Source organism: Christensenella hongkongensis, from assembly GCF_000981035.1.
GTDB classification, from domain to species: domain Bacteria; phylum Bacillota; class Clostridia; order Christensenellales; family Christensenellaceae; genus Christensenella; species Christensenella hongkongensis.
Genome location: NZ_LAYJ01000088.1, coordinates 73,813 through 100,581 on the forward strand (window position 1 = coordinate 73,813; position 26,769 = coordinate 100,581).

At 51.5% G+C, this 26,769-nt stretch carries 23 protein-coding genes; 5 read left to right on the forward strand and 18 right to left on the reverse strand.

The genetic code is table 11. The features are described 5' to 3' along the window. Positions 1–47: 47 nt before the first annotated feature. The 3 genes from CHK_RS06710 to CHK_RS06720 form a co-directional block, all read right to left on the reverse strand. Entirely contained in the window at positions 48–761 is a 714-nt protein-coding gene (locus tag CHK_RS06710; RefSeq protein ID WP_046443260.1) for a class I SAM-dependent DNA methyltransferase, read from the reverse strand. A 165-nt stretch (positions 762–926) separates the two neighbouring features. Beyond that, positions 927–1,397, reverse strand: coding sequence for a GNAT family N-acetyltransferase (locus CHK_RS06715; protein ID WP_046443261.1), 471 nt, complete (start codon positions 1,395–1,397; stop codon positions 927–929). A 10-nt stretch (positions 1,398–1,407) separates the two neighbouring features. Continuing rightward, entirely contained in the window at positions 1,408–2,262 is an 855-nt protein-coding gene (locus CHK_RS06720) for an aldo/keto reductase (protein ID WP_046443262.1), read from the reverse strand. Between the two features lie 308 nt (positions 2,263–2,570). On the opposite strand from CHK_RS06720, the gene CHK_RS06725 reads away from it, so the two are divergent. Beyond that, positions 2,571–3,203 (forward strand): HdeD family acid-resistance protein, encoded by a 633-nt coding sequence (locus CHK_RS06725; protein WP_046443263.1) that lies wholly within the window; start codon positions 2,571–2,573, stop codon positions 3,201–3,203. 52 nt (positions 3,204–3,255) lie between these two features. Here CHK_RS06725 and CHK_RS06730 read toward each other — a convergent pair whose 3' ends face one another. From CHK_RS06730 to CHK_RS06740, 3 genes are all read right to left on the reverse strand, one after another. Next, on the reverse strand, positions 3,256–4,422 hold the full coding sequence (locus CHK_RS06730) for an amidohydrolase family protein (RefSeq protein WP_046443264.1): 1,167 nt from the start codon (positions 4,420–4,422) through the stop codon (positions 3,256–3,258). A gap of 121 nt (positions 4,423–4,543) precedes the next feature. After that, positions 4,544–5,266: a nitroreductase family protein gene (locus CHK_RS06735; protein WP_046443265.1), complete on the reverse strand. Its 723-nt coding sequence runs from the start codon at positions 5,264–5,266 to the stop codon at positions 4,544–4,546. Positions 5,267–5,279: 13 nt separating this feature from the next. Then, positions 5,280–6,173: an amino acid kinase family protein gene (locus CHK_RS06740; protein ID WP_235811557.1), complete on the reverse strand. Its 894-nt coding sequence runs from the start codon at positions 6,171–6,173 to the stop codon at positions 5,280–5,282. Between the two features lie 142 nt (positions 6,174–6,315). Here CHK_RS06740 and CHK_RS06745 point away from each other — a divergent pair, with 142 nt between their 5' ends. Further along, positions 6,316–7,185 (forward strand): MBL fold metallo-hydrolase, encoded by an 870-nt coding sequence (locus CHK_RS06745; protein ID WP_046443266.1) that lies wholly within the window; start codon positions 6,316–6,318, stop codon positions 7,183–7,185. 310 nt (positions 7,186–7,495) lie between these two features. Here the strand turns inward: CHK_RS06745 and CHK_RS06750 are convergent, their stop codons facing one another. The 3 genes from CHK_RS06750 to tkt form a co-directional block, all read right to left on the reverse strand. After that, positions 7,496–7,936 (reverse strand): OsmC family protein, encoded by a 441-nt coding sequence (locus tag CHK_RS06750; RefSeq protein ID WP_046443267.1) that lies wholly within the window; start codon positions 7,934–7,936, stop codon positions 7,496–7,498. 133 nt (positions 7,937–8,069) lie between these two features. After that, positions 8,070–8,561 (reverse strand): hypothetical protein, encoded by a 492-nt coding sequence (locus CHK_RS06755; RefSeq protein ID WP_131924737.1) that lies wholly within the window; start codon positions 8,559–8,561, stop codon positions 8,070–8,072. Between the two features lie 233 nt (positions 8,562–8,794). Then, the gene (gene tkt, locus CHK_RS06760) at positions 8,795–10,777 is read right to left on the reverse strand and encodes a transketolase (protein ID WP_046443269.1); all 1,983 of its coding nucleotides are present in this window, start codon (positions 10,775–10,777) and stop codon (positions 8,795–8,797) included. Positions 10,778–11,158: 381 nt separating this feature from the next. On the opposite strand from tkt, the gene CHK_RS06765 reads away from it, so the two are divergent. Next, a complete protein-coding gene (locus CHK_RS06765; RefSeq protein ID WP_046443270.1) occupies positions 11,159–11,920 on the forward strand; it encodes an SDR family NAD(P)-dependent oxidoreductase in 762 nt (253 codons plus the stop codon). 55 nt (positions 11,921–11,975) lie between these two features. Here CHK_RS06765 and CHK_RS06770 read toward each other — a convergent pair whose 3' ends face one another. From CHK_RS06770 to CHK_RS06800, 7 genes are all read right to left on the reverse strand, one after another. After that, positions 11,976–12,524, reverse strand: a complete 549-nt coding sequence (locus tag CHK_RS06770) for a hypothetical protein (RefSeq protein WP_046443271.1) — start codon at positions 12,522–12,524, stop codon at positions 11,976–11,978. Then, entirely contained in the window at positions 12,466–14,355 is a 1,890-nt protein-coding gene (locus CHK_RS06775) for a DUF2207 domain-containing protein (protein ID WP_046443272.1), read from the reverse strand. The genes CHK_RS06770 and CHK_RS06775 overlap by 59 nt, the downstream gene beginning before the upstream one ends. Before the next feature lie 33 nt (positions 14,356–14,388). Beyond that, positions 14,389–14,796 carry a hypothetical protein gene (locus CHK_RS06780; RefSeq protein WP_046443273.1) on the reverse strand — a complete coding sequence of 136 codons (408 nt, stop codon included), beginning with the start codon at positions 14,794–14,796 and terminating at the stop codon, positions 14,389–14,391. A gap of 36 nt (positions 14,797–14,832) precedes the next feature. Further along, positions 14,833–16,929: a M13 family metallopeptidase gene (locus CHK_RS06785; RefSeq protein WP_160295607.1), complete on the reverse strand. Its 2,097-nt coding sequence runs from the start codon at positions 16,927–16,929 to the stop codon at positions 14,833–14,835. Positions 16,930–17,036: 107 nt separating this feature from the next. Then, positions 17,037–17,852 (reverse strand): LytTR family DNA-binding domain-containing protein, encoded by an 816-nt coding sequence (locus CHK_RS06790; protein WP_046443275.1) that lies wholly within the window; start codon positions 17,850–17,852, stop codon positions 17,037–17,039. A gap of 233 nt (positions 17,853–18,085) precedes the next feature. Beyond that, the gene (gene ileS, locus CHK_RS06795; protein WP_046443276.1) at positions 18,086–21,196 is read right to left on the reverse strand and encodes an isoleucine--tRNA ligase; all 3,111 of its coding nucleotides are present in this window, start codon (positions 21,194–21,196) and stop codon (positions 18,086–18,088) included. Between the two features lie 380 nt (positions 21,197–21,576). After that, the gene (locus tag CHK_RS06800; protein ID WP_082103441.1) at positions 21,577–22,377 is read right to left on the reverse strand and encodes an IclR family transcriptional regulator; all 801 of its coding nucleotides are present in this window, start codon (positions 22,375–22,377) and stop codon (positions 21,577–21,579) included. Between the two features lie 138 nt (positions 22,378–22,515). Between CHK_RS06800 and CHK_RS06805 the strand changes: the two genes are divergently transcribed. Together CHK_RS06805 and CHK_RS06810 are read left to right on the forward strand one after the other, a co-directional pair. Further along, positions 22,516–23,934 (forward strand): four-carbon acid sugar kinase family protein, encoded by a 1,419-nt coding sequence (locus CHK_RS06805; RefSeq protein ID WP_052740432.1) that lies wholly within the window; start codon positions 22,516–22,518, stop codon positions 23,932–23,934. Positions 23,935–23,952: 18 nt separating this feature from the next. Beyond that, positions 23,953–24,612 (forward strand): aspartate/glutamate racemase family protein, encoded by a 660-nt coding sequence (locus tag CHK_RS06810; RefSeq protein ID WP_046443278.1) that lies wholly within the window; start codon positions 23,953–23,955, stop codon positions 24,610–24,612. A 57-nt stretch (positions 24,613–24,669) separates the two neighbouring features. Here the strand turns inward: CHK_RS06810 and CHK_RS06815 are convergent, their stop codons facing one another. Together CHK_RS06815 and CHK_RS06820 are read right to left on the reverse strand one after the other, a co-directional pair. Then, positions 24,670–25,236, reverse strand: a complete 567-nt coding sequence (locus CHK_RS06815; RefSeq protein WP_046443279.1) for a DUF3795 domain-containing protein — start codon at positions 25,234–25,236, stop codon at positions 24,670–24,672. A 57-nt stretch (positions 25,237–25,293) separates the two neighbouring features. Then, positions 25,294–26,610: a replication-associated recombination protein A gene (locus CHK_RS06820; protein WP_046443280.1), complete on the reverse strand. Its 1,317-nt coding sequence runs from the start codon at positions 26,608–26,610 to the stop codon at positions 25,294–25,296. Between the last annotated feature and the right edge of the window lie 159 nt (positions 26,611–26,769).

Sequence of the window (26,769 nt, forward strand, 5' to 3'; positions counted from 1 at the left end):
CGTCAAAAAAGCCATCCCAATGGGATGGCTTTTTTTGTCTATGCTTTTTACTTTGTGCACACAAACGCGCCCATGCGAAACTTCTCTTCCGCCAGGCGTTCACGGATTGTAAATCCGGCGTTTTTAATTGCCCGGATGTATTCCGTTTCCGCAAAAAGCGTAATATGCTGCGTATTGTGGAATTCCCTGATCTCCCCGTCCTTTGCGATCAGATGGTACATATCCACTAAAACGCTTCGTTTTGTTTCCCTTTTTACGCTTTCCATACGGCAAAACTTTATCGCGCCGCATTCGCCGCTCTGCGCTATGGTTCCCTCACGAAAGGTTTCCCCGGTTCCCCATGGCGTCAGCAGAAATACCCCGCCCGGTTTGAGGCAGCGATATACGCACCGGAGCCCGTCTTCCATTTGCCCCGCGCTGCTGGCAAAACCAATACTGCCATAGAGGTTTACCACACATCCAAACGTTTGTCCAAACGAGAAATCAAACATATCCGCTTTTATAAATTCCGCTTTTGGAACCTTGCTGCGCGCTATACGCAGCATTTCTTCGGAAAGGTCAATTCCCGTCACATGAAAATCCCGTGCAAGATATTCGCTTTGTCCTCCCGTCCCGCAGGCAATATCGAGCAACGCGTTGCTTCCGGATTTGTTATACCGCAGGGCTATCTCCAAAACCCGCTTTGCTTCTCTTTCATATTCTTCCTGTTGCACATACATCGCATCGTAATACCCTGCAACTTCGTCAAAATCAATAGACATCATATTCTCCTTTTTTCCTGGATTGTGCCGGCAAATATAATCCTACCATATTGCAAACAAAATACTAGACTTATACTTTTGATCGTGATATAGTAACTAACTAGACGTATCTAAAAACGCCCTTCCATACGGAACGGCGTTTTTTTATCCCCGCAAGGTTTTTTTCTATTCCTTATTTTCAGACGTTTGTTTGTGCAGGCAGCACATCATAAGGCCGGGCGCAAATTCCTTTTTCGCAAATTCCACATATCCCGCCCGTTCATAAAACCCAATGTTTTTCCGGCTGTCCGCGCTCGTAAAAAGCTCATACCTGCATTGTGGATAAAGCTCCTCTATCCTTGCGAGCAGCTTTTTTCCAAGTCCTTTGTTTTGCCAGTCCGGATGTACCATCAGCTTTCCGATAAAAAGCGTTCCCTCCTGCTCTCTCCCCCGCACAGAACCAACGATTTTTTCTCCCGCCACAGCTTTTAAAACCACGCCTTTTAAATACTCGCCCCGCAGCTCGTCCAGCGTCTGTGTGGGCGGCTGGATCGAGAAGTCACCCACAAGCTCCGCCTCGCTCCGGTACGCAAGGTACTGCAACGCCAAAATTTCTTCCAAATCCGTTTCTTCCGCTATCATCAATTTTACTTCCATAACCTTACCTTTACTCAACGTCAAGCGGAACCTTTTGCGTTGGAGCAGGGAACGCCCGCTCAATCCGTTCCAGTTCTTCCCCGCTGAGGCTGATCTGCGCGGCCTGCGCGTTTTCTCTGGTGTGGGCCGGGTTCGACGCTTTGGGGATTGCGATCACCTGCGGTTTTGACAATACAAACGCCAGCAAAAGCTGTATTACTGATATGCCATGCTTTTCCGCAATTTCGCGCAGTGCAGCATCATTCAAAAGCTGCCTGCGCAGCTTGCCCGCCTGCGCAACCGGGCAATACGCCATCACCGGAATACCGTGCCCGCGCAGCCATGGCAAAAGGTCGTACTCGATCCCCCGCGAGCCAAGGTGGTACAATACCTGGTTTACCGCGCATTGGTCCCCGCCCGGCACCGACCACAGCTCCTCCATATCGTCCGTGTCAAAGTTGGATACGCCCCAGCGCCTGATCTTCCCCCGCGCCTTCAGTTCTTCCATGCACTCCACCGTTTCGCGAAGCGGGACGCTTCCGCGCCAGTGCAACAGGTAAAGGTCGAGATAACCGGTACCTATCCTTTGCAGGCTGTTGTCACAGCTCGCAAAGATATCAGCCCGCCCGGCGTTCCATGGATAAACCTTTGACGTAATGAACAACTCATCCCTTTCGCACCCGGCAATCGCTTTGCCCACCAGCCGTTCCGCCGCGCCTTCCCCATACATCTCCGCCGTATCGACCAGCGTCATACCAAGCCCGACGCCTGTGCGAAGGCTCTCTATTTCGCCTGATTCCCGTGCTGCCGAATCGCCCATATGCCACGTGCCCTGCCCCAGTGCCGGAACCTTTGTCCCATCTGGTAAGGTTACTTCCTTTTTCATGTTGCTATCCTCCTTTGCCTGAGCTTTCAGTTTTATCCAGTATATCACAAAAATTTCCCTGTTTCCTGCCGTTTAGCTGTTCACGCAAACAGCATGCCGATTTGCAGCAATTTGTTTTATCATATCAAAACACGTTTAATATATAAACGTGTTATTGGCATGCGGTTCCCTTCCGTTTGACATTTCACGTCAAAATCAAGGGATTTAGCGGCGCCTTACATAGACATTTCATGTTGTATCGGCTATACTGGGTGTAGTATTCATATATTTTTGATTGCCTTATTAACGATTGATAGGAGGATTTATTCATGATTGAAGAAACAAACAACAACCCCGGCGGCCAGAACGAACCGCCAAAGTCCAGAATGGACCTGAACAACGTAGCAAAGAAAATTACGGGTGGGCATAAAACGTCCGGCATCATCATCTCGATCTGCATGGTCGTGCTTGGTGTGCTGCTGTTCATCAAGCCGGTGTATTCGGCAATCGGCCTCGCGTACATTGTAACAATCGGCTTTATCGTTTACGGTGTATATGAAATTATTGCGTATTTCAGGACGCCCGCGGACTACAGGAATGGCTGGACGATTGCCAACGGTATTATCTTCGCGTTGCTTGGCGTGCTGATCCTGATCGATTCCTTTGGAATTACCGGTAAGGTTGCAATGATCGAAACCTTTGCATTCATCATCGGTTTCTTTGCATTGTTTGGAGGTATCACGCAGATATCCTCCTACGGCGTATTCAAGAAATCCGGCGAACCGGGCTCCGGCTGGATTCTCGCAAGCGGCATCATCAACCTGATACTTGGTATTCTGATCATCATCGCGCCCTTTGCAGGCGTTCTCACGATCAATATCATCTTTGGTATTTACCTTGTGATCGGCGGTATCGCATTGTTCGCAGAAGCCTGTTCCGGCAAGCTTGCCCGCAAACAATAAATTTGAACAGAAAAAACTCCTGCGGTTGCAGGAGTTTTTTTATATCTTTTTCTTATAACGAAAATAATTCTATTCCGTTATCATGCCACACCCTGTCTGCAATATAAAACGCATACTCCTTCGAAATCGCTTTTTCCTCCACCATATCTGCAAGCACGCCCGATATCATTTCGCGTCCCGCAAGGACAGCGCCGTAGCTTTCCTCGCAGGTCCATGTGTCGCAGCCCCACAGCACCCTGTGAGCGTCTCCCACCTCGAGCGCATCGCGTAAAAAACGCTTGGCTGAAGCCGTGGATATCAGCGGCATCCAACAGGTATCCGCCCATACGTTTTTGTAATTATGCACGAGCGCAAGCATATCGTCCATCCATGGGAATCCGCCATGGAACAAGTCAAACCTTACCTCCGGGCATTCGTCGATCAGCCTTTTCAGGTATATGGGGGAAGATTTATTGAGGTTTGCGAGCCCCGTATGTATCTGCACGACTACGCCAAGCTCTCCCGCCATCCTGCAAATCCTGTAGATCATATAATCATAATAATCCTTCTTTTGCGCAGCCGTCGCGTCTGTATTGTTAAAGGCCGCAAGCGCGCGCCGCTTATCAAAGCAAAGGATTTCATTATCCAAATCGTAGGCAAGCGCCAACTTGATTGCCTTATGCTTTTTCATTCTCGCTTTGAGCGCATCCATATACGCTTCAAAATCATCGAATTCTTCCCCAAGGAATTCAAACGGATTGTTTCCGTTGTGGTCGTATACGCCCTTTGCGTTGCCAACCGCAAATGTATTGCAGCGCAGCACCGGCACAAAAAGGTCGCCGTGCCCGAGATCGTCTCCCGGATGATCGTAGTAATCGAGCATAATTTTGTCGTACCCGCACCATTCCCTGAGCACCCGCAGGTGCCAGCCGCCATCTTTATGGGCTTCGCGTACCCGGCTTGCAATCCCATCGAAATTTTCCGCGGTAAAGGGCAGGCCGTACAACGCCTCAAGCGACGCAAACATCCATCTGAAATAGCTGTTGCACGCATTCTTACGGATATACACCTGCGCTTCTTTCGCGTCCTTTGGCGGCTCGTCCATCCAGCCGCAATAGCTTTTTTCAAGGATGCGCCCAAGCGTCATTCCTTCATGCTGTGCATCCGACAAATGATGGCTGTGCGTGCTGAACGCCTTCTTTGTTTTCAAATATTCTTTGATTTCTTCCTGTAGCAACATGGCCGCCTCCCTTGCGAGCGATAGAAAAAGGCGCTACAACTATATCATTCCAGCGCCGGTATCTTTTGATCCGGGGCTTCTGTCCGTTGCCCCATGTTTCCGTGATATTTGTTATTTTGGCTTAGACCACCTTTGCCCGCGCCATAAAGATATGCTTGTCCGGAACCGTCTGCGGCTCAAAGGAAAATTCAGCATTTTTGCCCTGATGCTTTACCGCAAGGAAAAAGCAGCAAAGCGCGATGCCGACATCCACTTGATTCAGGTTGCCCAGCAACAGCGACTTTTTCCGGCTCACTACCACATCCTCCGCCGTCCCGCTGAAATACCATGGCTGTTTATTCATGGCAGAAGGGGCCAGCCTTACGGCTTCCAGCACATGGAACAGGTCCGTAATCGACGATATCTCATTGAGGCTCTTCCGGTTGAACTGCTCTGCGCCTTCCCGGTGCATCGGCTGCGCGGGCGTTCCAAAGCACAAAGAAATCACCCACTCCATTCCCGCGGGCGCGGCCACTTTGTTTTTATCCGGCTTGGTCGTTCCAAGCCAGCACGCTCCAATATTTTTGGAGGACAGGTACAGGTCGATCTGCTCCGCCAGAAATCCCGCATTCATGCGGTGGCCTTCTTTTTTCTCAGAATAGACGCAAATGCAGTGCGGCGCGTTCGTCCTGATGTCCCCCGGCCCAAGTATCCTGATATCAGTCTGTATTTCCGGCCGCAGCGGAATCAGCTTTTCAATGACCTCCGCAAGCTCCGCAATCGTTTCGTCCGGAAGCGGCGCACTGTCGTATTTCCGCACCGACCTTCTGTGAAAAATGGCTTCATATAACGCTTCATAATCCATCGTGTTCCCCACCTTACTGAATTTGTAATATTGTGCGTTTCACCTTTCCATCGATAATATCCGAAAGCTTATGCCGCGCATGCGCGATAATCACCGTCGTCCCGTTTTTTAGCGGCTCCTTTGCAAACTGCAGCTTTGCCCGCGCTCCATTTGCGCCCTGGCGTGAAGCTCCGTTGCAATTTTCCATCATTTTATCGATCTGCGCTTCCACTTCCTCATAGGTCGCGCCGGAAACCTTTTCGATCAGCGTGGATTTATCGCTTGCGTCCGAGTAAATTCCCTCTACGCTTGTAAGCAATACAAGCACCTTCGCATTCACCAGCTGCGCGATCACCGCAGCCGTTTCGTCGTTGTCTACGCATTCCACCACATTATCCGTTTTACGCTTCAGGTCAAGCAGCTCAAGGTGCATGTTTTCCGTATCGGATACCGCGTCGTTATAATTCACAATCGGCACTGCGTTTTGGTTCGCCGCCGAAAACAGCAGGTTGCGGATGTGGTTTACCTTACGCTCGTCGTTAAAGTGGCTGTGCTCTACAAGCACCTGCCGTACCGAATACTTCGGCTTTATAAACTGGCGGTACATTTCCATCAGGATAGGCTGCCCCTGTGCGGCGTACGCCGTTTTGATTGCCGCAAGGTTTCCCTTCAGCTCGCGCCCGCCGTTACGCTTCATGTAGTCGATCCTGCCAATTTCCGTAGCTCCGGAGGACACGAGGATATACCCCGGCTTCAGTTCCGCCGCAAGCCGCGAAAAAATATTGTAATCGATATCGTTGTCTTCCTTGCGGATCAGCGCCATAGAGCCGATCTTTACGACAACGTCGAATGTTATAAGCTCTTCATCGTCCGGATTCACCGGAAAATTGGAAAAACTGCCGTGCAGCTTCTTTTTTTGTTCTGTCATACTAGCGTTCCTTCTTGTCTTTAGGTTTTAGCGAATCACACTAAATATACATCATTTTTGTAATTAGCACAATAGCCTGCTGACAGGATAGTAAAAATGTATTACAATAAAAAAAGCGATTTTTCTACAGAAAGAAGGCATCATGTATACAATTACACAGGTAGGCGGAGCCGCGGGCGGCGAGGCGTTCCTCCTCATGACAGAAACAAAGACAGCGCTCATCGATTCTGGCTTTTCATTCAGCGCGCCGGCAATGGTAAGCCGCATCAGGGCAGAGCTGAAAGGCCGGCCCCTCGATTACGCATTGCTCACGCACTCCCATTACGACCATGCTTCCGGCAGCGCATACCTGCAGGAAGAGTGGCCGGACGTTGTGATTGTCGGCAGTGCATATGCAAAGAAAATATTCGAAAAACCCTCCGCACGCGCAGTCATCCGTGAAATGAACGACAATGCCGCAGAGCTTTACGGCGCACACGGATATGTGGATCAAACAGATAACCTGCACATCGATCTTACGGTGGGCGGGGACAGCATAATCGATCTTGGCTCTATGACGTTCCGCGTCATAGAAACGCCAGGCCACACCAAATGCTCCATCGCTTTTTACAGCGAGGAGGAAAACCTGCTTATTTCAAACGAGACGCTGGGCGTTCCTGTTGCGGGCCGTGTCATGCCCTGCTATCTCGTCGGCTATGAAATCACCATGGAATCTATTCGAAAAGCAGCCCGCTGCTCTGCGCAGAACATACTCATTCCACATCTTGGAATAATCAAAGGCGGCGATTGCGCTCATTTTATGAAAAACAGCCTTTACTGGAATGAACAAATCATGCTCCAGGTAACGAAAGGCTATCGGGACGGAAAAACCATAGAAGAACTCTCCTTGGAGTTTAAAGAGCTCTTCTATAAGGACGATATCGTTCGCTTGCAGCCGGAAAAGGCATTTTTGCTGAATTTGAGTTATACGATCCCCATGCTTTTAAAGGAATGCCCCGGTGAAACGGTATAGCAGCTTTTCCGATGCCGTTTCGTGGTCGATTCGAGGGATTGTAGCTTCTTTCCACCATGCAGTTTTGAATCATAGACGCGTAAGCGCATATCATTCAAAAGGAATCAAATCAAACCCTGTATCGCCTGAAAGCATGATTTTGGAAGCCAAATGTTTGTACCTGATATCCCCAATGCCGACGCAGTAAAAAGACCAATGAAACAAATTTTGCTCATCGGTCTTTTTTCATTTATCCTGCCTGACAGCTATTCTTTTAGATTCCCTGTCCTATAATAGCCGTCTTCGGGCTGCCGCTTTTTTATATCTTCCCTTATTCCACCACTACGCCTGCACGCACGAGCTTAACGCCGTTTTCAAGGCAATCTCCCACCGGGCAATGGCTCTCGATATAATCGGCAAGCTTTTCAGCCGCTTCCTGTCCGGATTTCGTTTTAAAGTGCATGGTAAACCTGATCTCCTGAAACCCGTTACGTACATCGGCAAGGTCGAGAAATCCGTCAGGATCGAGGTCTCCCTCCACTTCCACATGGAAATCTTCCAGGTCGACGCCGCATTTTTTTGCAAACGCCGCCGCGCAGATTGTCTGGCACGCGCCAAGCGCGCACAATACAGCCTCCACCGGATTCATCCCTTTGTCCGTTCCGCCCAAATCAGCCGGCTCGTCCAGTAAAATCTTGAATCCACGGGTATTTGCCTCCACCTGCAGTCCTCCCGGAAGCTTTTTTACATCAGCCTTAAATGTTGTTAACATAAATTCCTACCTTCTTTCCTTTTATTAATAGTCGTCAGGGGAATAAAATCATCCTTATGTTATATATAAGGCAAAAAAATGCCGCAAAACAAAAAACGCCTCCAAATCATGAAGACGTTTCTTAATTTTTGATTTACTCCTGCTGATTGTTTACCGCTGCTTCCATCACTTCCACAAGCTGGCTCAGCGTTGCGCTGGGCATCATTTCAAAAAATTCGTCGATGCTCGTGATCAAGGCTTTTGCGCCTTCCTCGATTTCCGCTTTCGCGCTTTCATCCGATTGCGCAAGCTCCATCAGCTTTGTAAAGCCTTCGCCAACCAGCTTATCGCCCGCTTTTCCAAGCAATACCATAGCCGCTTCCAATTTTTCCTCATCTGTCGCGGCGCTCCAGTCTTCGCCGGTCCACGACATATAATCCGTTTCGCCCGCAGCCAAACTCTCCTGAGCAGACGGCTCTGCCGATACGCTCGGCGAGGGCGACGCGCTTGCGGATTCCGACGGGCTCGGGCTTGCGGAGGGCGTTTGCGATTCTGCCGCCACCGGCACCGGAACGGGAACCGCGCAGCCTGCAAGCAGCACCGTGCACAGCACCACCGCAAGTACGATCATACCAAACTTTTTCATTTCATGTTCTCCTTCTTGTGTCAAAAATATTATATGAACCGCTGCGCCTTTTGTACAGCGTCCCATTCGCCATCATTATTATACCGGTACGCGGCCCTCCTTGCAAGGAAATCGTCACTCCGCGAGTAGCTTTGCAAACTTTTTCACATTCCGGATGTGCATATTTTTTGCATAATAAAACGTCCCGCAAACTTTATCTCAGTCTGCGGGACGTAATCCTTACAGCGTTCGGACTATTTTCCGAGTACTTCTTTTGCCTTATCCACAACAGCCTTCGTTGTGAAACCGAATTTCTCAAACAGCACGCCTGCCGGTGCAGATGCGCCAAAATGATCGATCGTCACATAACCGCCGTCGAGGCCAACGAATTTCGCCCAGCCAAAGGATGTAGCAGCTTCCACCGCAACCCTTGCGCGAATGCTCCTGGGGAGGACGCTTTCCCTGTATGCCGCATCCTGCTCTTCAAACAGCTCTACGCAGGGCATGGATACTACGCGCGCCGAGATGTTCTCTTTTCCAAGCTCTTCCGCAGCGTTCATAGCGAGTTCGACCTCGCTGCCCGTTGCAATCAGGATCACATCCGGGTTTGCTCCGCCGTCCTTCAAAATGTAGCCGCCTTTGAGCGCGCCTTTGCCTGTTTCCTTAAAGAGAGGCAGGTTCTGACGCGAAAGCGCGATTGCGCTCGGCGCATTGACGCTCATTGCGGACTGGTATGCAGCAGCCGTTTCATGACCGTCAGCCGGCCTCCACGTATATACGCCCGGCGTTGCGCGAAGCGCAGCCAGATGCTCAATTGGCTCGTGTGTTGCGCCGTCCTCGCCAACTCCGATGGAGTCGTGGGACAGGACATATGTAACGGGCAGCTTCATGAGCGCCGACATACGGATAGCGCCTTTCATGTAATCGCTGAATACAAGGAAGGTCGCGCAGTAAGGAACGATTCCTCCGTGCAGCGCCATACCGTTGCAAATTGCAGCCATGGCAAATTCCCTGATGCCAAAGTGAACGTTCGTCCCTTTGCGGTTTTCCGGCGAGAAGAACTCCCTGTCCTTCATCTGCGATTTATTCGCAGGGCCAAGGTCCGCGCTGCCGCCCATGAGGTTTGGCAGCTTGGCTGCAAGACGGTTGATGATCATGTTGGACGTATCCCTTGTTGCCATCGGTTTATCTTCAAACTGATAGAAATCATCGTCAAATACCGACGCCGGAACAGGCTCCATATATTCTTTATACTGCTTAGCAAGCTCCGGATATTCCTTGCTGTATTTGGAGAACAGCTCGTTCCACTGTGCTTCCTCAGCCGAATAAACCTCCTGCAGCTCTGCAATATGCTTTTTCACTTCCTCCGGAACAAAGAACGGCTCCGCGTGATCCCATCCCAGGCATTTCTTCATCGCATCGATGTTTTCCTGTCCCAGCGGGGAACCATGGCTCGAAGCGCTACCCTGCTTTGCGGGGCAGCCGTAAGCGATCTGTGTTTTTACAATGATCAGGGAGGGCTTTTCTTTCTCTGCCTTTGCTTCCTCGATCGCCTGTTCAATCGACTTGATGTCTTCGTTTCCGTCCTCAACCTCAAGCACCTGCCAGCCATAAGCTTTGTAACGCTTTTTCACGTCCTCGTCAAACGCCGTATCGATGCTTCCTTCGATTGTAATGTCGTTCTTGTCATATAAAACGATCAGCTTGCCCAGCTTAAGCGTTCCCGCAAGCGAGCTTGCCTCTCCGGATACGCCTTCCTGCAGGCAACCATCGCCTGTGAGCGCGTATGTATAATGATCTACTACATTATAACCCGGCTTATTGAACTGCGCCGCAAGGTGCGCTTCCGCCATGGCAAAACCAACGGACATCGCAATACCCTGCCCAAGCGGGCCGGAGGTTGCTTCTACGCCTTCCGTGAGGCCGTGCTCCGGATGTCCGGGCGTAATGGAATCCCACTGCCTGAAGTTTTTGATATCCTCCATGCTTACCTTGTATCCAAACATATGCAGCAGTGAATACTCCAGCATGGACGCGTGCCCAGCGCTCAGGATAAAGCGGTCGCGGTTATCCCATTTCGGATTTTTGGGATTGTGCTTTAAATACTTGGACCACAGCGTATACGCCATCGGCGCGCTGCCGATTGGCAGGCCCGGATGCCCGCTGTTTGCCTTCTGGATTGCCTCTGCGGATAAAACACGGATCGTGTTAATCGCAAGTTTATCGACTTTACTCATAGAAATAAAACCCTCCTGTGAATTTGATAAAAGTTTGGACGTTTGGGAAATCTCCCCCATCCTAAATTCAACAGATTTATTATAGCGGATTTAAACGGCTATTTCAACAAAAACACCTGTTAATCTTTCATGGAATTTGTTAATTATTAACATAAGTATTATATTTTTGTTCATTTCAGGCCTGTTGTTTCATTTTTGCGGGTTTCTGCTCCCCTGTTTTTGTATGAATTTCAAAATCCCACCGCACAGTTCCTGTTCCCTGCAAGCCATCTGTGCCAAAAAGACGCTTGCACCCGTGCGGATTCGTTATTGACATCCGCTGCCGCAAAATTTATGATGAGTTTAGTTCTATTATTATTAGAAACACAGGAGGGGATTATCATGAGCAGAAATGTTGTTGTAACCGGCGGCAGCCAGGGGATTGGAAGAAAGATCGCTGAGGCGTTTTTGGCGGAGGGAGACAGGGTTGTTATTACTTCGCGCAGGGAGGAACCCGCGCAGAAATTCTTAAGTGAAGCCAGTACCGACCGTCTTTTTTACCTGAATTGCGACTGCGCCACAGAGGAAGGCGCAAAAGCGCTTTACGAATTTACCAAAAAAAGCGTGGGCGTATGCGATGTGCTTGTGAACAACGCCGCGATTTTTATCGGCGGGCCAATTCACAAAACGAGCGTTGCGGATTTTGATAAGCAAATGGGAATTGACGTACGCGGCGTATTCCTGATGTGCAAAGCGTTTTTGCCGGATATGCTTGAGAAAAAGAGCGGCAATATCATCAACATCGCTTCGCTCGCCGCCCTGAACGGCGCGTACAACATGGCGGTATACGCGATGGCAAAGGCGGCGATTGGCAGCATGACAAAAAGCATGGCAATCGATTACGGGCGCGACGGTATACGCGTGAACGGAATCTGCCCAAGCGCGACGCGTACGGAAATGTTCGTCAGCGGCAATACCCAGGAGGTTTTCGATCTGTTTGACGCGAACAACCCCATGGGCAGGATCGGCAAACCCGAAGAAATTGCGGACGCTGCGGTTTTCCTCGCTTCAGATAAGGCGTCCTACATTACCGGCCAGCTTCTGAGCGTGGACGGCGGCCTTTCCTCCTGGAACGGCGAGCCCAAGCAAAGCGACGGCAGGTAATTTTATCAAAGAAAAAAGGGAATTATATGGAAGGCCGGCCTTTCATATAATTCCCTTATTCGTTCTCTTTGCGGTGCTGCTCGTAAAATTCTTTATACACCGCATAATCCTTATATTTGATTCTTTCCCTTAGCTTGGTCGCGCCAAACAGGTACAGGTAAGCAGGAACCAACGAAACATAAACGAACGCTTTCTCCATAAAATCCGTGAACAGGTTTGCCATAAAGGTCGAAAGGAGCACCATAACCATCGCCATAATGGACGCTCCCAAATGCTTCTGCGGATGCCGGATGAAATAAAAGGCAAATCCGCCCGCCACAAGCTCTACTACCGGCATGACGCCGTCGAGAAGCACAAGTTTCCAATCGGGTTGGTAAGAAAGTACCATATTCATTCCAAGCAGGTAAAAGGAAAGCACGCCTACCGCGTCAAGCGCGCCAATGATGAAAAGCAGAACGCCCGCAACCTTAAGCAGTTTTTCTGCCTTGATCCCTTCCGCAAAATCCACGATTTTCCGTATCAAATCAAACTCTCCCCGCTTTGTCTTACCATCTTCCGAAGCTGCTGCCTCCCGCGCCGCCGCCCGAGAAACCACCGCCGCCATATCCGCTGCCGCCGCCCGAACTTTTCGTTGCCGCCATGCTCGCCAGCGCGGTCTGCATGCCCCGGTGGAGCGACCGCGTGAAATACAGCGCAGACCATGTGCCGCCGTAATAGCCGTAATACCAGTGCGGCGGCTCGAGCGCGATGCTCTCAAAGCGCTTCGCCCATGCGTCCGTCACACCCAGCACATACGCATAGGGCAGAATGTGATAAAAGCTGGCCGGATCGTCTTTTACCATCGTTTTGATTCTGTCTGCTTCCGCTGTTTCAATAAAGCGTTTCAGTCCAAGGATGCGCCCTGCCCACTGCGCGCCCTGCTCCGTCCGCCTGGGCATCAGGCCGGACAATAGGGACATGATGAGCGCCGCCGCTGCGGGCAGCACAACCCACCATCCCAGATAAGTGGAAAACAACAGGCAGGAAGCTGCCGTGAGTCCCGCGAGAATCAATATCCCACCGATCATTTTTCCAGCACGTGCAGACTTTTTATCCGACTTCCGCTTGCTGACCGAATCGCTGATCAGCAGCGCGCCCAGCCAGCCGATCAACCCCATGAACACGACTCCCATGATGATAGCGGCAAGCAGCTCCATGCTGTCAAGATAGACCGCAACTACCGTGACCGCCGCAATGGGAACTGCCGCAAGTAAAGTCGAAAGATATTGGAACACAACCGACTTTTTCGTGTAAACACGGTTTTGAGCGGTATTGTATTTTGCCCTGATCCTCTTTTTCGCACTGTTGACCGTATCGGCAAACTCATACCGCATATCTCTCACGTCAATGCTGTCCGAAAGCACGAACATTTTGCTGAACAAAATCTTTTCGTAATCGTTCGCGTCCTGTGGAAGATCTTTCAGCTTTTTGAACGTCATGTTTTTTTCATCCGGCTGGTGTATCTCGATGAAGCCCTTGTCTGCCCAGAAAATAAGCAGGGAAACGACGTCCCGGTTATCCGTTTCGCCGTCGATGATATACCCGACGTCCGCGCTGTTCATGCCCTCCGGCGGGCCAAATTCCACCGTTTCTACCTCGCTGCGCCGCCTCCCGGAGGCCGCGAGCAAAATGACCACGAGCACAAAGGCCGCGCCGCCCGTGCACAGCGCCGGGATGAAGTAGGAGAATGCCAAACGCGCGCCTGCGTAATATCCCTCCGGCAGCTCGATGCGCGCGCCTACGCCATAGCCGCTTTCTACCGTTTTTGCCATCTCACCGCGAATGGTATTCCCCTCCACCGTATAGGTAAGGGCGTTTTCGTCATAGGTGCCGCTTCCCGCCGCTCCGGTGGTGAAGCCGAGCTTTTCCGCGTCAAACGCCTTTGGCAGCTCGATCGTAAAGCTGAGCTCTTCAATGGGAACCGTGTTTTCCGGGCTCACAAGGTTGTAGTAAAACTCGTCCGCACCCGAAAGCGTGTCCGGCCCCATGTCGTAACGGTAGCTGTATTCATATTCCACCACGCCCGTCACCGTCTCGTCCGGGTCGCCGAGGCGAATTACCATATTGTTCCCATCCCGTGAGACTTCGCTCGGAACATTGGCCTCGAGATCCGTCACAACAGCGTGCGCGCCCGATTCCTCATACTGCCCGTCCGTCATGCGCCGCAGCTTCATATCCACCGGGACCGTTTCCGTAATGCCGTGCGTTTCTCCCACGCTCTGAGAAAAATCCGCCGTTATTTTTTTGGAGATATCGTATGTGTTGTCCTCATTGACCTGAATCGTGATCTCTTCGCTTTTGATCACGTAATCCGGCGCCGCCTGCGCAAAAGCGGTCAGCGGCAGAAGCAAAACAAACGATACCGTGAAAAGCAGAACTCTGACCAGTTTTTTCATATCCACATTCCTTTTCCAGTTTATTCTGAGCGCTCAGCCCAATTTGGCGATTTCATTGGCCGTATTGGAATGAATGGCTGCCGGAACCAAAAGGATAAAAAATATCGCCCAGTCCACGATTTCGGCATCCAGCATAAGAATAAAAATACTGGTCAATATGACCCACGCGGCCATCCCGACCATATAACATTTCTTTCCCTTTTTCGCATCTTTTACCGCACGGAATCCAAACGCCGTCTGTATTGCCGTCAGCACAGTATAGGCAAACATGCACGCGAGCAGGATCCATGGCATGGAGGCGATCCACGCTTCCATCCTCATGCCAAACGGCAGTTCCCCCGCCGCCGCAAACCAGACCGCGAGTACCGCCGCAAAGGCGACCTCCGCAACCATGATGCCGTTCCATATTTTTAACTGTTTTATTTTACGTACAGCTTCCATTTTTCACTTCCCCTTTTTGTATTTCTCATGACTTTTTTACCAAACGGAGAGCCTTTCCTCCGGCGCGAGGTACATCCCGTCGCCCTCTTCTACGCCGAACGCATCGTAAAACTCCTGAAATTGCTGCACGTTCACATTTGCGCGTAGATAGCCCGGCGCGTGCGTGTCAGTTTGCAGCATATATTCAGCAGTCTCCTCCGATTCCTGCAACTTCCACACCTTTGCCCAGCTTTCAAAAAATGTTTGGTAATCGAAGCCGTCCATGCCCTTTGCGAGCTCGAGCATGCAGGACATCCCGCCGAGGTCGGCCACCGTCTCGCCGATGGTATAGTCTCCGTCGATATATTTTCCGGGAAGCACCTCGATGCTCGCGTAATACGCGCCCACCTTGTCCGTGCGTTCCTTGAATGCCGCGCGGTCTTCATCCGTCCACCAGTTGGAGAGGTTTCCGTCCTTATCGTAAAGGCTGCCCATGTTGGAGTCGAACCCGTGCGTGATTTCGTGCCCGATGACGATACCGAGCGAGCCCATCTGCTGCTCGACCGTTCCGTCCGGATCATAAAAATCCCCGCCCAAAATGCCCGCCGGGATATTGATGGAATTATCCGTCGGCTGGTAAAAAGCGTTTACTTCCTGCGGAGAGGTCATCCACAGGTCCTTATCGATCTCCGCCTTTGCCTTGTCCACCTTCTCCGACATACTTTTTTCCCGCACCGCGAGCATGTCGTCTATGATCCCGCCATCCTCCGGCAGCGCATAATCCGAATAATCGTACAGCGACCAGTCGTCCGGATAAGCCACGCGCACCTTGAGCGTATCGAGCTTTTCGAGCGCCTTCGCTTTGGTTTCATCGCCCAGCCATTCGTTTTCTTCAAGCCTTTGCCGGAACACCGCCACGGCGTCGTTTACCAGCTCCGTCACGTCCTGCTTGGTCTCTTCCGTCACATAGTTCTCCGCGTACAGCTTGCCAATCGCCATATCGAACGTTGTGGAGCACGCCTGGTAGGCAAGCTGCTCCACCGGCAGCTCTATCTGCGTGCTCCCCATTCTCGCGCCGCTGTATTCCGTCATGATATCAAGGCATTCCTGATCGAGCATTCCCGCCACGCCTGTCAGCGTCTGATAAATCAGCCACGCCTTGAACGCCTCCAGATTCTCCTCCGTATACAACCCGTTCATCTTCGCGAGCCATTCAGGCTCGGTCAGGATGAAGCGGTCGATGCCGCCTTCCGTATAGGGCTTCAGAATTTCCATGAGCGGGAAATCGGGCGACATCTCCGCAAGCTCCGCCGCGCTCTTCGGGTTATAGGCCTTGTCGCGTATGTCAGCGGAAGCTCCCTCCGCGTTCCCGATCGACGCCTGCGCGATCTCCGTCTCAAGGGCAAAGAACGCTTCCCAAAGGCCTGCCGCTTCTTCTTCCGAATATCCTGCGCGGGCAAGCAGCTTTTTGAGCATCACTTCCTCCGCGTCTTTTGTCCGCTGCCCTACGTCCGTTATGCTTTTATATTCGTCCGCATCCGAGAGCGCGAAGCCTGACGGCCCGATGTAAACGGTATTCTTCGTGCTGTCCTTCCAATCCGCCGCGATATCCGCTTTCACCGGCGCGCCCGCGAGGTTCCCCCAGTCCGCAAGGTATGCTGTCAAATCGTCCAGCGTTTCAATCGCTTCGATTTCCCCGAGCAGCGGCAAAACCGGCTCCATGCCAAGGGCGTTGCGGCTTTCCATATCCACATAGTCGTTATAAAATTCCCGCACGAGCTGCGCCTCATGGCTCGTCTGCGACTCGTCTGTGATGAGCGCCATGACCTGCGCCATCACTTCATTACTGCGCTCGGTAAAGGTGCTTGCCTGCATTTGCGTGCCAAGCTCCGTCCCTGCCATCCATTCCTGATTGACCGCCGCATTGAAATCGTCTTTTGGATCTGTCTTGGTGTCCGCCGTCACGCTCCCGGAAATATCCGAATTAGTCCACGCCGCGCCCGGCGCGCTTTCTTCCGCTCCGGCTTGCGCGCTCCCCTCTGCCGACGCGGACGGGGCCGCGCTATTCTCCGTCTGCGGCTGCACGCTGCACGCCGCCGCAAACAGCAGGACAGCCGCAAGCAAAATTACTAAAATCCGTTTGGCTATTTTCAATGTTTTGTCCTCCTCGTTCTTCCCATCCAAATAAAAAGCCCTCCGATTCGTCCGCAGGAAACCGGCTGGCAGGCTCCATGCGCACAGTTAAGCTGCGGAATACATCCTCAGCCTTTCTTTTCCTTTTTCCCTATGATGTTCGTAATGTCGTCCCGTATTTGAGTGTAGCGCATTTTGGGCACCGGAAGCTCCTCCCCCGTTATCAGCGTCAGCTTATACCGCTCAATTTTCGCCACATAATCGCAGTTGATAAAGTAACTCCTGTGCAGCCGGTAAAAATGAGACGGCAACTCCGCTTCCAGCTCCTTGATGGAAGCCTGCACCTGCCTGTGCTCGTTTACCAAATACAGTATGCTTTCCCGTTCCAGCGCCTGAATATACTGAATCATTCCCGTATCTACAAAGCAGAGCGAACCGTTTGTCTTTACCGCAAGCCGCCGGTTATTGTTTTCCCCGCTCTCTTTCAGCAGACGCTGCACATACCGGTAAGTCTGTTTTGTGACCTGTACGGGAAAAACTTCCTCTCCCACCAGCTCGCTGTATTCATTGGAGACGTGCATGTGGTACAGGCGGTATCCGCCCGTTTCCTTCCGGTAGCAAAACGTCAGTCTTTGCTTCGCCGTACAGATCATATCCGCCTGCCCGGAAGCATAGAGCGTATATCCGCCAAGCACCATCAGCTGGTCTTCGCTTCCCGTTTCGATCTGCCGGAAATTCGGTTCTTCCAGCTCAAAGGGCGGCATAATAAAGCCGTTTTGAAACTGCGCCTTGATCGCTTCCGCACCCGAAACGAGAAGATTTCCTATTCCCAGCCAAACGCAGTCGCTGGCCAGCACGTCAAACAGCGGCCCTGTATTCAGATGGTAATATTCCCTGATGATATACAGGGTATCTTCACATACGGTTTCTTTTTTGACTTCCATAAATACGGTCCGAATACACTTTTTTCTTTTATTATTATATTGATTTTAAAAATATTGTCCATTAAATTACATGAATCGGGTATATATCGTGTTGAATATGCAATTCTGTTTTTTTGTGCCTCTTATTAAGCCGCGCCGTTCCGCCGCAAATGCGTATTCCAGTATCTGAAAGCAAAAAAAGGGCGTTATTCCTAACGCCCTTTTTTCTTACCGTATGCCTTTTCCATTATAACTCATGCTTTTTTCACGCCCAGCACGACTTTCTCGCCATTGATATTCCATTCCTTTTCATAGCCTTCCGCCCTGCCATACTGCACGCCCAGCGCAAGCACCTCTTTTTCGATCTGGTCTTCGTTGTTCTGGACGATTACCGTAATCTTTTCATTGTCCTTCACATACAGTTCGATTTTATCTGTGACTTCGAATCCGGCTTCTTTACGCATTGTCTGTATCTTGCTGATCAGCTCGCGCACATTGCCCTCCTCGATAAGCTCCGGCGTTAACGCCGTATCGATAATCACCGCAAAATCCCCGCTTGTTTCCGCTACAAAGCCTTCGCGCTGCGCCGGCTCGATCAAAATATCCTCTTCCATAAGCGTAACGGGCATTTCGTCTACGCGGAATTCATAAGGCTTGCCGCCTCTCACCGTGCTCACTACAAGCATTCCGTCAGCCTGCGCCAGATGTTGGCGAATGCCGTTAAGCAGCTTACCGTATTTCGGCCCAAGCGTACGCATCTGCGGTTTTACATTGTAGGTAATGTATTCCGCCGCGGCCGCGCCCAATTCTACCTCTTTTGCATTCAGCTCCCCGCGGATAACCTCCAGAAACGTTTCATCCAGATGGTCGATGCCGCTCACATAAATCTTGCCGATCGGCTGCCGGTTTTTGATGTTCGCCGTATTGCGGCATGCGCGCCCCAGATTGACGACATTCAGGACTGCGTCCATGTCGCGTTCAAGCTGCGCATCCATCAGAGCCGCATCCGCTTCCGGCCACCTCGTCAGGTGCACGGACTGCGGCGCGTTCCTGTCATTCGTACGTACGAGGTTCTGGTAAATACTTTCCGTCATAAACGGCGTAAACGGCGCAAGCAATCTTGCCATTGTTTCAAGCACAGTATACAGCGTCATAAACGCGTCTACTTTATCCTGCTCCATCCCGCTTCCCCAGAAACGGTCTCTGCAGCGGCGCACATACCAGTTGGAAAGCTCGTCCACAAACTTATTCAGCTCACGCGACGGCTCCACAATACGGTAATGGTCAAGATCATCCGTTACCGATGCTACAAGCGAATTCAGGCGCGACAGCACCCATTTATCCATGATGTTTGTGGGCTTCAGTTCATATTTCGTCGGATCAAAGCTGTCGATATCTGCATACAGGATATAGAACGCATAGGTGTTCCACAGCGTACCCATAAACTTACGCTGCATCTCGCTCACCGCTTCGTCGTAAAAGCGCGAGGGCAACCACGGCGCGCTCGCCGAATAGAAATACCACCGGACCGCGTCTGCGCCCTGCCTGTCCAGCACGCTCCACGGATCGACGACGTTTCCTTTATGCTTGCTCATCTTCTGCCCGTCCTTGTCCTGCACGTGTCCAAGCACAATACAGTTTTCAAACGGAGCCTTGTCAAAAATCAGCGTTCCGATCGCAAGCAGCGTATAGAACCACCCGCGCGTCTGGTCGACCGCCTCGCTGATGAAATTTGCCGGGAAATGGCTTTCGAATTCCTCTTTGTTTTCAAAAGGATAGTGCCACTGTGCAAACGGCATGGAGCCGCTGTCGTACCAGCAGTCGATCACTTCTGGCACGCGGTGCATGCTGCCCCCGCACACCGGGCATTTTAACGTAATCGGATCGAGGAACGGCTTGTGCAGCTCGATATCCTCAGATACTTCCTGCTCCGCCATGTCCCTAAGCTCCTGCCTCGAACCAACCACATGGATTTCGCCACAGTCGCACACCCAGACAGGCAACGGCGTTCCCCAATAACGCTCGCGGGAAATTCCCCAGTCGATGACGTTTTCAAGGAAGTTGCCCATCCGTCCGTCCCGAATATTTTCAGGCAGCCAGTTGACGCTGGCATTGTTTTTCAGCAGGTTGTCCCGCAGCTCGGTCATCTTGATAAACCATGTGCTGCGCGCGTAATAAATAAGGGGCGTATCGCAGCGCCAGCAGAACGGATAGCTATGCTCGTACGGCATCTCCGCAAACAGCAGTCCGCGCTCCTTCAAATCTTCAGTGATCAGCTTGTCCGCTTTTTTCACAAATACGCCCGGCCATTTGGTTTCCTCGCTCATCGTGCCGTCCGGCTTTACAAGCTGCACGAACGGAAGCCCGTATTTCCTGCCAACATTCGCATCATCCTCACCGAACGCGGGCGCGATATGTACGATACCGCTGCCGTCCGTCAGGGTAACATAAGTGTCGCACGTGATATACCATGCCTTTTCATCCGTACGCGCAAAATCGAAAAGCGGTTCATATTCCTTATATTCAAGCTCCTTGCCCGTAAACTTGCTGACGATATGTGCGTCCTCACCCAAAAGCTGCTCGCACAGCGCCTTTGCAAGGTAATACTGGTCGTTGTTCTTATCCTGCGCAAGCACGTATTCCTCGTTTGGGTTTACGCACAGCGCGACGTTGGACGGTAGCGTCCACGGGGTGGTCGTCCACGCAAGGAAATACGCATCTTCGTTTTTTACCTTGAAACGCACAAAGATAGAAGTTTCCTTCACGTCCTTATAACCCTGCGCCACCTCGTGCGAGGAAAGCGCCGTCCCGCAGCGCGGGCAGTACGGGACGATTTTATGTCCCTTATAAAGCAAATCCTTTTTGGCAATTTCCTTCAAAGACCACCATACGGATTCAATATAATCATTATCATAGGTAATGTATGGATCTTCCATATCCGCCCAGTAACCCACGCGGTCGGACATCTTTTCCCACTCGCCCTTGTATTTCCACACGGACTCCTTACATTTCTGGATAAACAGCTCCACGCCATATTCTTCGATCTGCTCTTTTCCGTCCAGGCCGAGCATTTTTTCCACCTCGAGCTCCACCGGCAGCCCATGCGTGTCCCAGCCCGCCTTGCGCAGCACGTTATAGCCCTGCATGGTTTTATAGCGCGGAATCAGGTCCTTGATGCAGCGCGTGAGGATATGCCCTATATGCGGCTTTCCGTTTGCCGTTGGCGGCCCGTCGTAAAAGGTAAACTCAGGATTTCCCCTGTTCTCCTCCATGCTCTTTTCAAAGATCTTGTTCTCGTGCCAGAAATCAAGGATTTCCAGCTCGCGTTCGTTGAATTTTAAATCGGTGGGAACTTTCTTATACATCGTAAACTCCTTATTTTATAGCCGTTTTTCACGGTTTTGCTTTCAATTTGTCTTTTTCCGGCAGGCATGCGCCGCATCAAAAAAAGCCTTCCTCCTGCATCAGGACGAAAGCTCGCGGTACCACCTGAATTCTTTCCTGCTATTTACCACAGAAAAGCACTCCTCCCCGCTGTAACGCGCGGGACGCGCGGCGTTTAGCAAACACGTGATAATCCAAAATGGCGTTGCCGCGGGTCTTCCACCCTCTCCCGCTCGCTTCGTGGGCCACCATAAAGGACGTTTGTCGGTTCTGCGCCGATCTATTTCCAGTTTTTACCATTATATTGCATATAATCCGCTTTGTAAAGACTTTCAGGGCAGGTAAACAATTCCTTTTTCCCTCACCCGCGCTTCAGCGCCGCCGAAATCCGCTTTGCCGCCTGTGCGAGCACCGCCTTAAACTGCTCCTGCCTCTCGGGCGGGCAGGGGCGCAGCGTCGTGACGCTGATTCCCGCTTCTGCGATTCCCCCGGCGGAAAACACAGGGTATGCAATACAAAACATATCCTTATGATATTCCCCGTCGTCCACGGCATATCCCTGCTCCGCAACCGCGCCCAGCTCTTCCAAAAGCCCCTCCTGCGTGCAGATTGTGGTATCCGTATACTTCACATAATCCAGTCTGGGCACAATACCCTGCTGCTCGCGCAAAGGGCGAAACGCCAGAATTGCTTTGCCGATCGCGCTCGCATGAAGGGATTTGCTGCTGCCGATCGGCGACAGGCCCTGCAGCGCCTTTGCGTTTCCATCAAGCCGGTATACGTGCGTCATCTCCATGTGGTTGCTCGAAAGCATGCCAAGATTGATCGTTTCACACAGCTGTCCCGCGGCCCACTCCATATGTTCACGCGCTACGTTTACAAGGCTGTGATCTTTTGACATATGATAGGAAATCGAATAGAACTTCATGCCCAGGCGGTAAAGCCGCGTTTTGGGATCGTATTCAATATAATCCATATGCAGCATCGTATTCAAGAGCCGGTGCACACGCGCCGTATCGAGTCCCAGCGCCTGTGCAATATCCTTCACGCGCGACCAGTCCTTCCCCGTCAGATAATCAATGATTTCAAGCGCATGGTAAACCGACTGATTCAGCCCCGCTTTGTCCCTGCCTGTCATTTGTGTCGTCCCTCTCTTTGCCATGTGTGCATTCACAGCCTCTTTTTTTCTCTATCATATCTGAAAAAAAACAATTTGACAATCGCTTATTTAGGTTTTATCATTAGAATTAATAATCATATTTTAAAACAAATGTTCAAATATTGAAATTTAGAGGTCCTTATGAAACCAGATTTTTGCAGTATCCCCCCACGCAAACCGGGCAGTGCCGATCTGGCGCTCGAAATTGCCCTGAGCCGCCAAAACAATAAAATTATCGTTTTGGACGACGATCCAACCGGCACGCAGACTGTGCACGATATTCCTGTTTTTACGAGCTATGACGAGCAGAGTGTGAAGGCCGGCATGCAGGCTGAACAAAATCTGTTTTTCCTGCTCACCAATTCACGCAGCTTTTCCGCGGATAAAACTGCGCGTGAGCACCGTAAAATTGCACAGAACATCTGTAGCGCCGCGCGCGCGGCGCGCACCGGTTTTTTGATCATCAGCCGTGGGGATTCCACCCTGCGCGGGCACTGGCCCCTTGAGACTGCCACGCTTAAAGCAGAGCTTGCCAAAAGCGGATATGCCGTGGACGGCGAAATCATCTGTCCTTTTTTTCCTGAAGGCGGGCGTGTTACAGCGGGCGATATCCACTATGTAAAGCAAGGGGACGATTATATTCCCGCAGGCGAAACGGAGTTTGCAAAGGATGCGACGTTTGGCTACCGTTCCTCCAATCTCAAGGATTGGATAGAGGAAAAAACGCAGGGCAAGATCCGCGCTGCGGATGTTTCCAGCGTGTCGCTTGAAGAGCTGCGCGGCAATCTTGACGCGGTGCAAAATAAACTTTTGAATTTAAACGGCGGCGTCATGGTCGTCAATGCCGTGGAATATTCCGATCTTGAGGTTTTTGTGATCGCCCTGTGCGGAGCGCTCGGGCAGGGAAAACGCTTTTTGTTCCGAAGCGCCGCAGCGTTGCCACGCGTGCTGGGAGGCGTTAGCGCAAAGCCTTTTTTGCAGGGAGAAGAATTGCGCGGCGATTCCTCCCATGGCGGGCTTGTGATCGTCGGCTCCCATGTGGCGCGCTCGACACAGCAGCTAAATAACCTGCTTGAGCTCGACGGCCTGTGCCCGATAGAACTCGATACGGACCTCGCGCTCTCGCCCGGTCTTTTGGCTGCGGAAATCAGGCGGGCTTCCAGGGCAGCGGAAAAGGCAATCTTTTCCGGCGAGACCGTTGTGCTTTATACAAAGCGCAAACTGCTCGATCCAATCGGAATGTCTCCTGAAGAAAAACTCGCGCTTTCCGTTCGTATCGCAAACGCAGTAACAGAAACCGTACGGCGCATCTCCGTACGGCCTTCCTTTATTATCGCAAAGGGCGGCATCACAAGCAGCGAGATCGCCACAAACGCACTCGGCGCAAAGCGCGCATGGGTTTTGGGACAGGCCGCGGCAGGCATCCCCGTATGGAAGCTCGGCCCGGAAAGCCGGTATTCAGGCCTGCCATATATCATCTTCCCCGGAAATGTAGGGGAACCGGATACGCTCAAAAACATCGTTTCCGGGATCATGGAAACTCAAACAATACAAAAATAGTAAACGGGAGACAAATCAATGGGCAAATCAATCGCAATCGTTCAAACGAGCGCCGTTTCTTCAACGGAGCTTTCCGCGCTGTGCAAGGAAATCATTCCAGACGTCAAGGTCTGGGAGATCATCGACAACAGCCTGATCGCCGAGGTCAACGCAAACGGAGGCGTTACAAAGGCAGTGCGGCGCAGGCTGCTTTCCTATTATGAAAACGCGCAGTCGCTTGGCGTGGACGCAATCTTAAACCAATGCTCGTCAGTAAGCGAGGTCGCAGAGGATTTCAAAAAGCTGATCGACATCCCTATTGTAAAAATCGACGAAGCAATGGCGCGCGAAGCGGTACGACTGGGTAAAAAAATCGGCGTAATCGCCACGGTGGAAACCACTCTGGGCCCCAGCTGCGGCCTCATCGAAAATGCGGCAAAGCAAGCCGGTAAGGAAATCGAGATCGTCCGTTACCTCGTGGAGGGCGCGATGATGATACTCATCGAGCAGGGCGATAAGGAGCGCCACAACGCAATGGTGCTCGGGGAAGTGGAACGCGCCGCACGCGAATGCGACGTCGTTGTTTTGGCGCAGGGCAGCATGACCGTCCTTTTGCCGCTTCTTACCCATATTAAAACGCCCGTACTTTCAAGCCCCCGTATGGGTATCGAATACCTTAAAGAAGTCCTTGGAGAATAACCGTTCTCCGGTTGCCGGACAAAAGAGCAAAAAAGCCGGACGTTTTGTCCGGCTTTTTCAATGCTTCTTTTTTCGCAGCTTCAGTTCCATATTCCGCTTTTTTGCCATGTCCTCAAACAGCCTGACTGCAACGGCCGCGTTCTCCTTTACGGTGTTGCCCGGCTTTTCTTCCTGTTTCAACTGCGCCATCAGTTCCCTGACGTCTTGCAATTCCAATAAATTGACCGCAAGGCAAAAGAAACTTTTTTTGCGTCCGTCGTTATACTGTTCCAGCAGTTCCTCCAGAATCGCGACTTTCTCATCGAGCTCCGCCTGATACGCACTGAGCCCGCTTTTCCTGATTCTCTCAAAATTTTCCCGCATATTCCGGTGCGTGATAAACGAGTCGCTATCCTGCGCGCCGTCAAATTTCCCACACGGGTATTCCCTGCAAAGGTAGCAATATTCGATTCCGCCGTTCCGCTTATTGCAGCTGAGCACCCCGCAGGAGGGACGCTTTGCAAAAAAATCTTCCCCGCCGCAGCCCGGGCAGCGCGACGCGCCGTCCGTATGAAAACGCGGGCAAAGGCCGCAATTCAGCCCACACGCCGATAATCGTGGATATGCTCTTTTACCGCCCTGCATACTTTCAGTTCCCTTCGCATTGTTTTTATTTGTACCAAATAAAATTTTGCTGTCGTTTTATTCCGGCTTTTTTTCCTTGCCTGTAAACCGCCGGTACTCATGTACCTTCTGTTCATAGCCCTGCATGGAGGGCTTGTAGAATACCGTTCCTTTGAGCTCGTCCGGCAGATATTGCTGCTGCACATAATGCCTTGGATAATCGTGGGCGTATTTATATTGTTTGCCCTTTTGCTCGTGCTTTGCCTTTTCAAAGTTTGTATCCTGCAAATGAGCGGGCACATTCTGCCGCTTTACCTCTCTGGCTGCACGCGCAGCGGAATCCACCGCGAGCAGCACGCTGTTGCTCTTTGGCGACTCGCACAGGTAGATGATCGCCTGGGCGATATTGAGCCGCGCTTCCGGCATTCCGTTGAAGTCAAGCGCCTGCATGGCAGCGACGCACTGGTTCAGGACGCTTGGGTTGGCAAGCCCCACATCTTCGGAGGCATGCGCGATCATACGGCGCACAGGCACACGCGGATCCACGCCCGCGTAAATCATGCGTGCAAACCAAAACAGCGCCGCGTCGCTGTCGCTGCCGCGCAGCGATTTACAAAATGCGGACAGCATATCGTAATATTCGTTGTCGTCCATACGCACCGCGCGCTGCTGGATCGACTGTTCTGCGATTTCAAGCGTGATATGCACCTTTCCCTTTTTATCCGGCTTTGTGGTTAGCACCGCAAGCTCGAGCGCGTTAAGCGCGCTCCTGATATCGCCGTTCGAAACCGAAGCCCAATGCTCTACCGCATCCTCGTCAAGCGTAAGGTCCATATTGCCAAAGCCATTTTCCTGATCCTCCGCCGCACGGTATACGGCTTTTTTTACATCCTCCTCCGTCAGCCCGTAAAACTCAAACAAGCGGCAGCGCGAAACGATAGCGCTTGTCATTGCAGCCATGGGGTTTTCGGTGGTGGAACCAATCAGCTTGATAACACCGCTTTCCATTGCAGGCAATACGCTGTCTGACTGCGATTTGGACCAGCGGTGGCACTCGTCGAGCAGCAAAAAGCTTTCCCTGCCGTACATCTTGAGGTTGCTTTCCGCCTCGTCGATTACCTCGCGCACGTCCTTTACGCCGCTCGTTACAGCGTTCAGCTTATAAAAATCGCTGCCCGTGGTCTGTGCGATGATCGCGGCAAGCGTGCTTTTTCCGCAGCCCGGCGGGCCCCAGAAAATACACGAGCCAAGCTTATCCGCCTCGATCGCCCGGCGCAGCAGAGTGTTTTTCCCCACGATATGTTCCTGCCCCAAAAATTCATCCAGCGTCTTTGGACGCATCCTGTCTGCAAGGGGCGCATTTTTCTTTAAGTTTCCAGAAAACAAATCTTCCATGGATTTCCTCTTTTTCGATCATATAGTTTCTACTATATTATATACCATTCCCGTTACAAAAGCAGTCAATTCAGGCTTAATTTTAATCCGATCTTTCGATCCGGTGTGAATTTTATTGAAAACAAAGCCTTTCCGTATTATAATTGTATCTGTATTTAC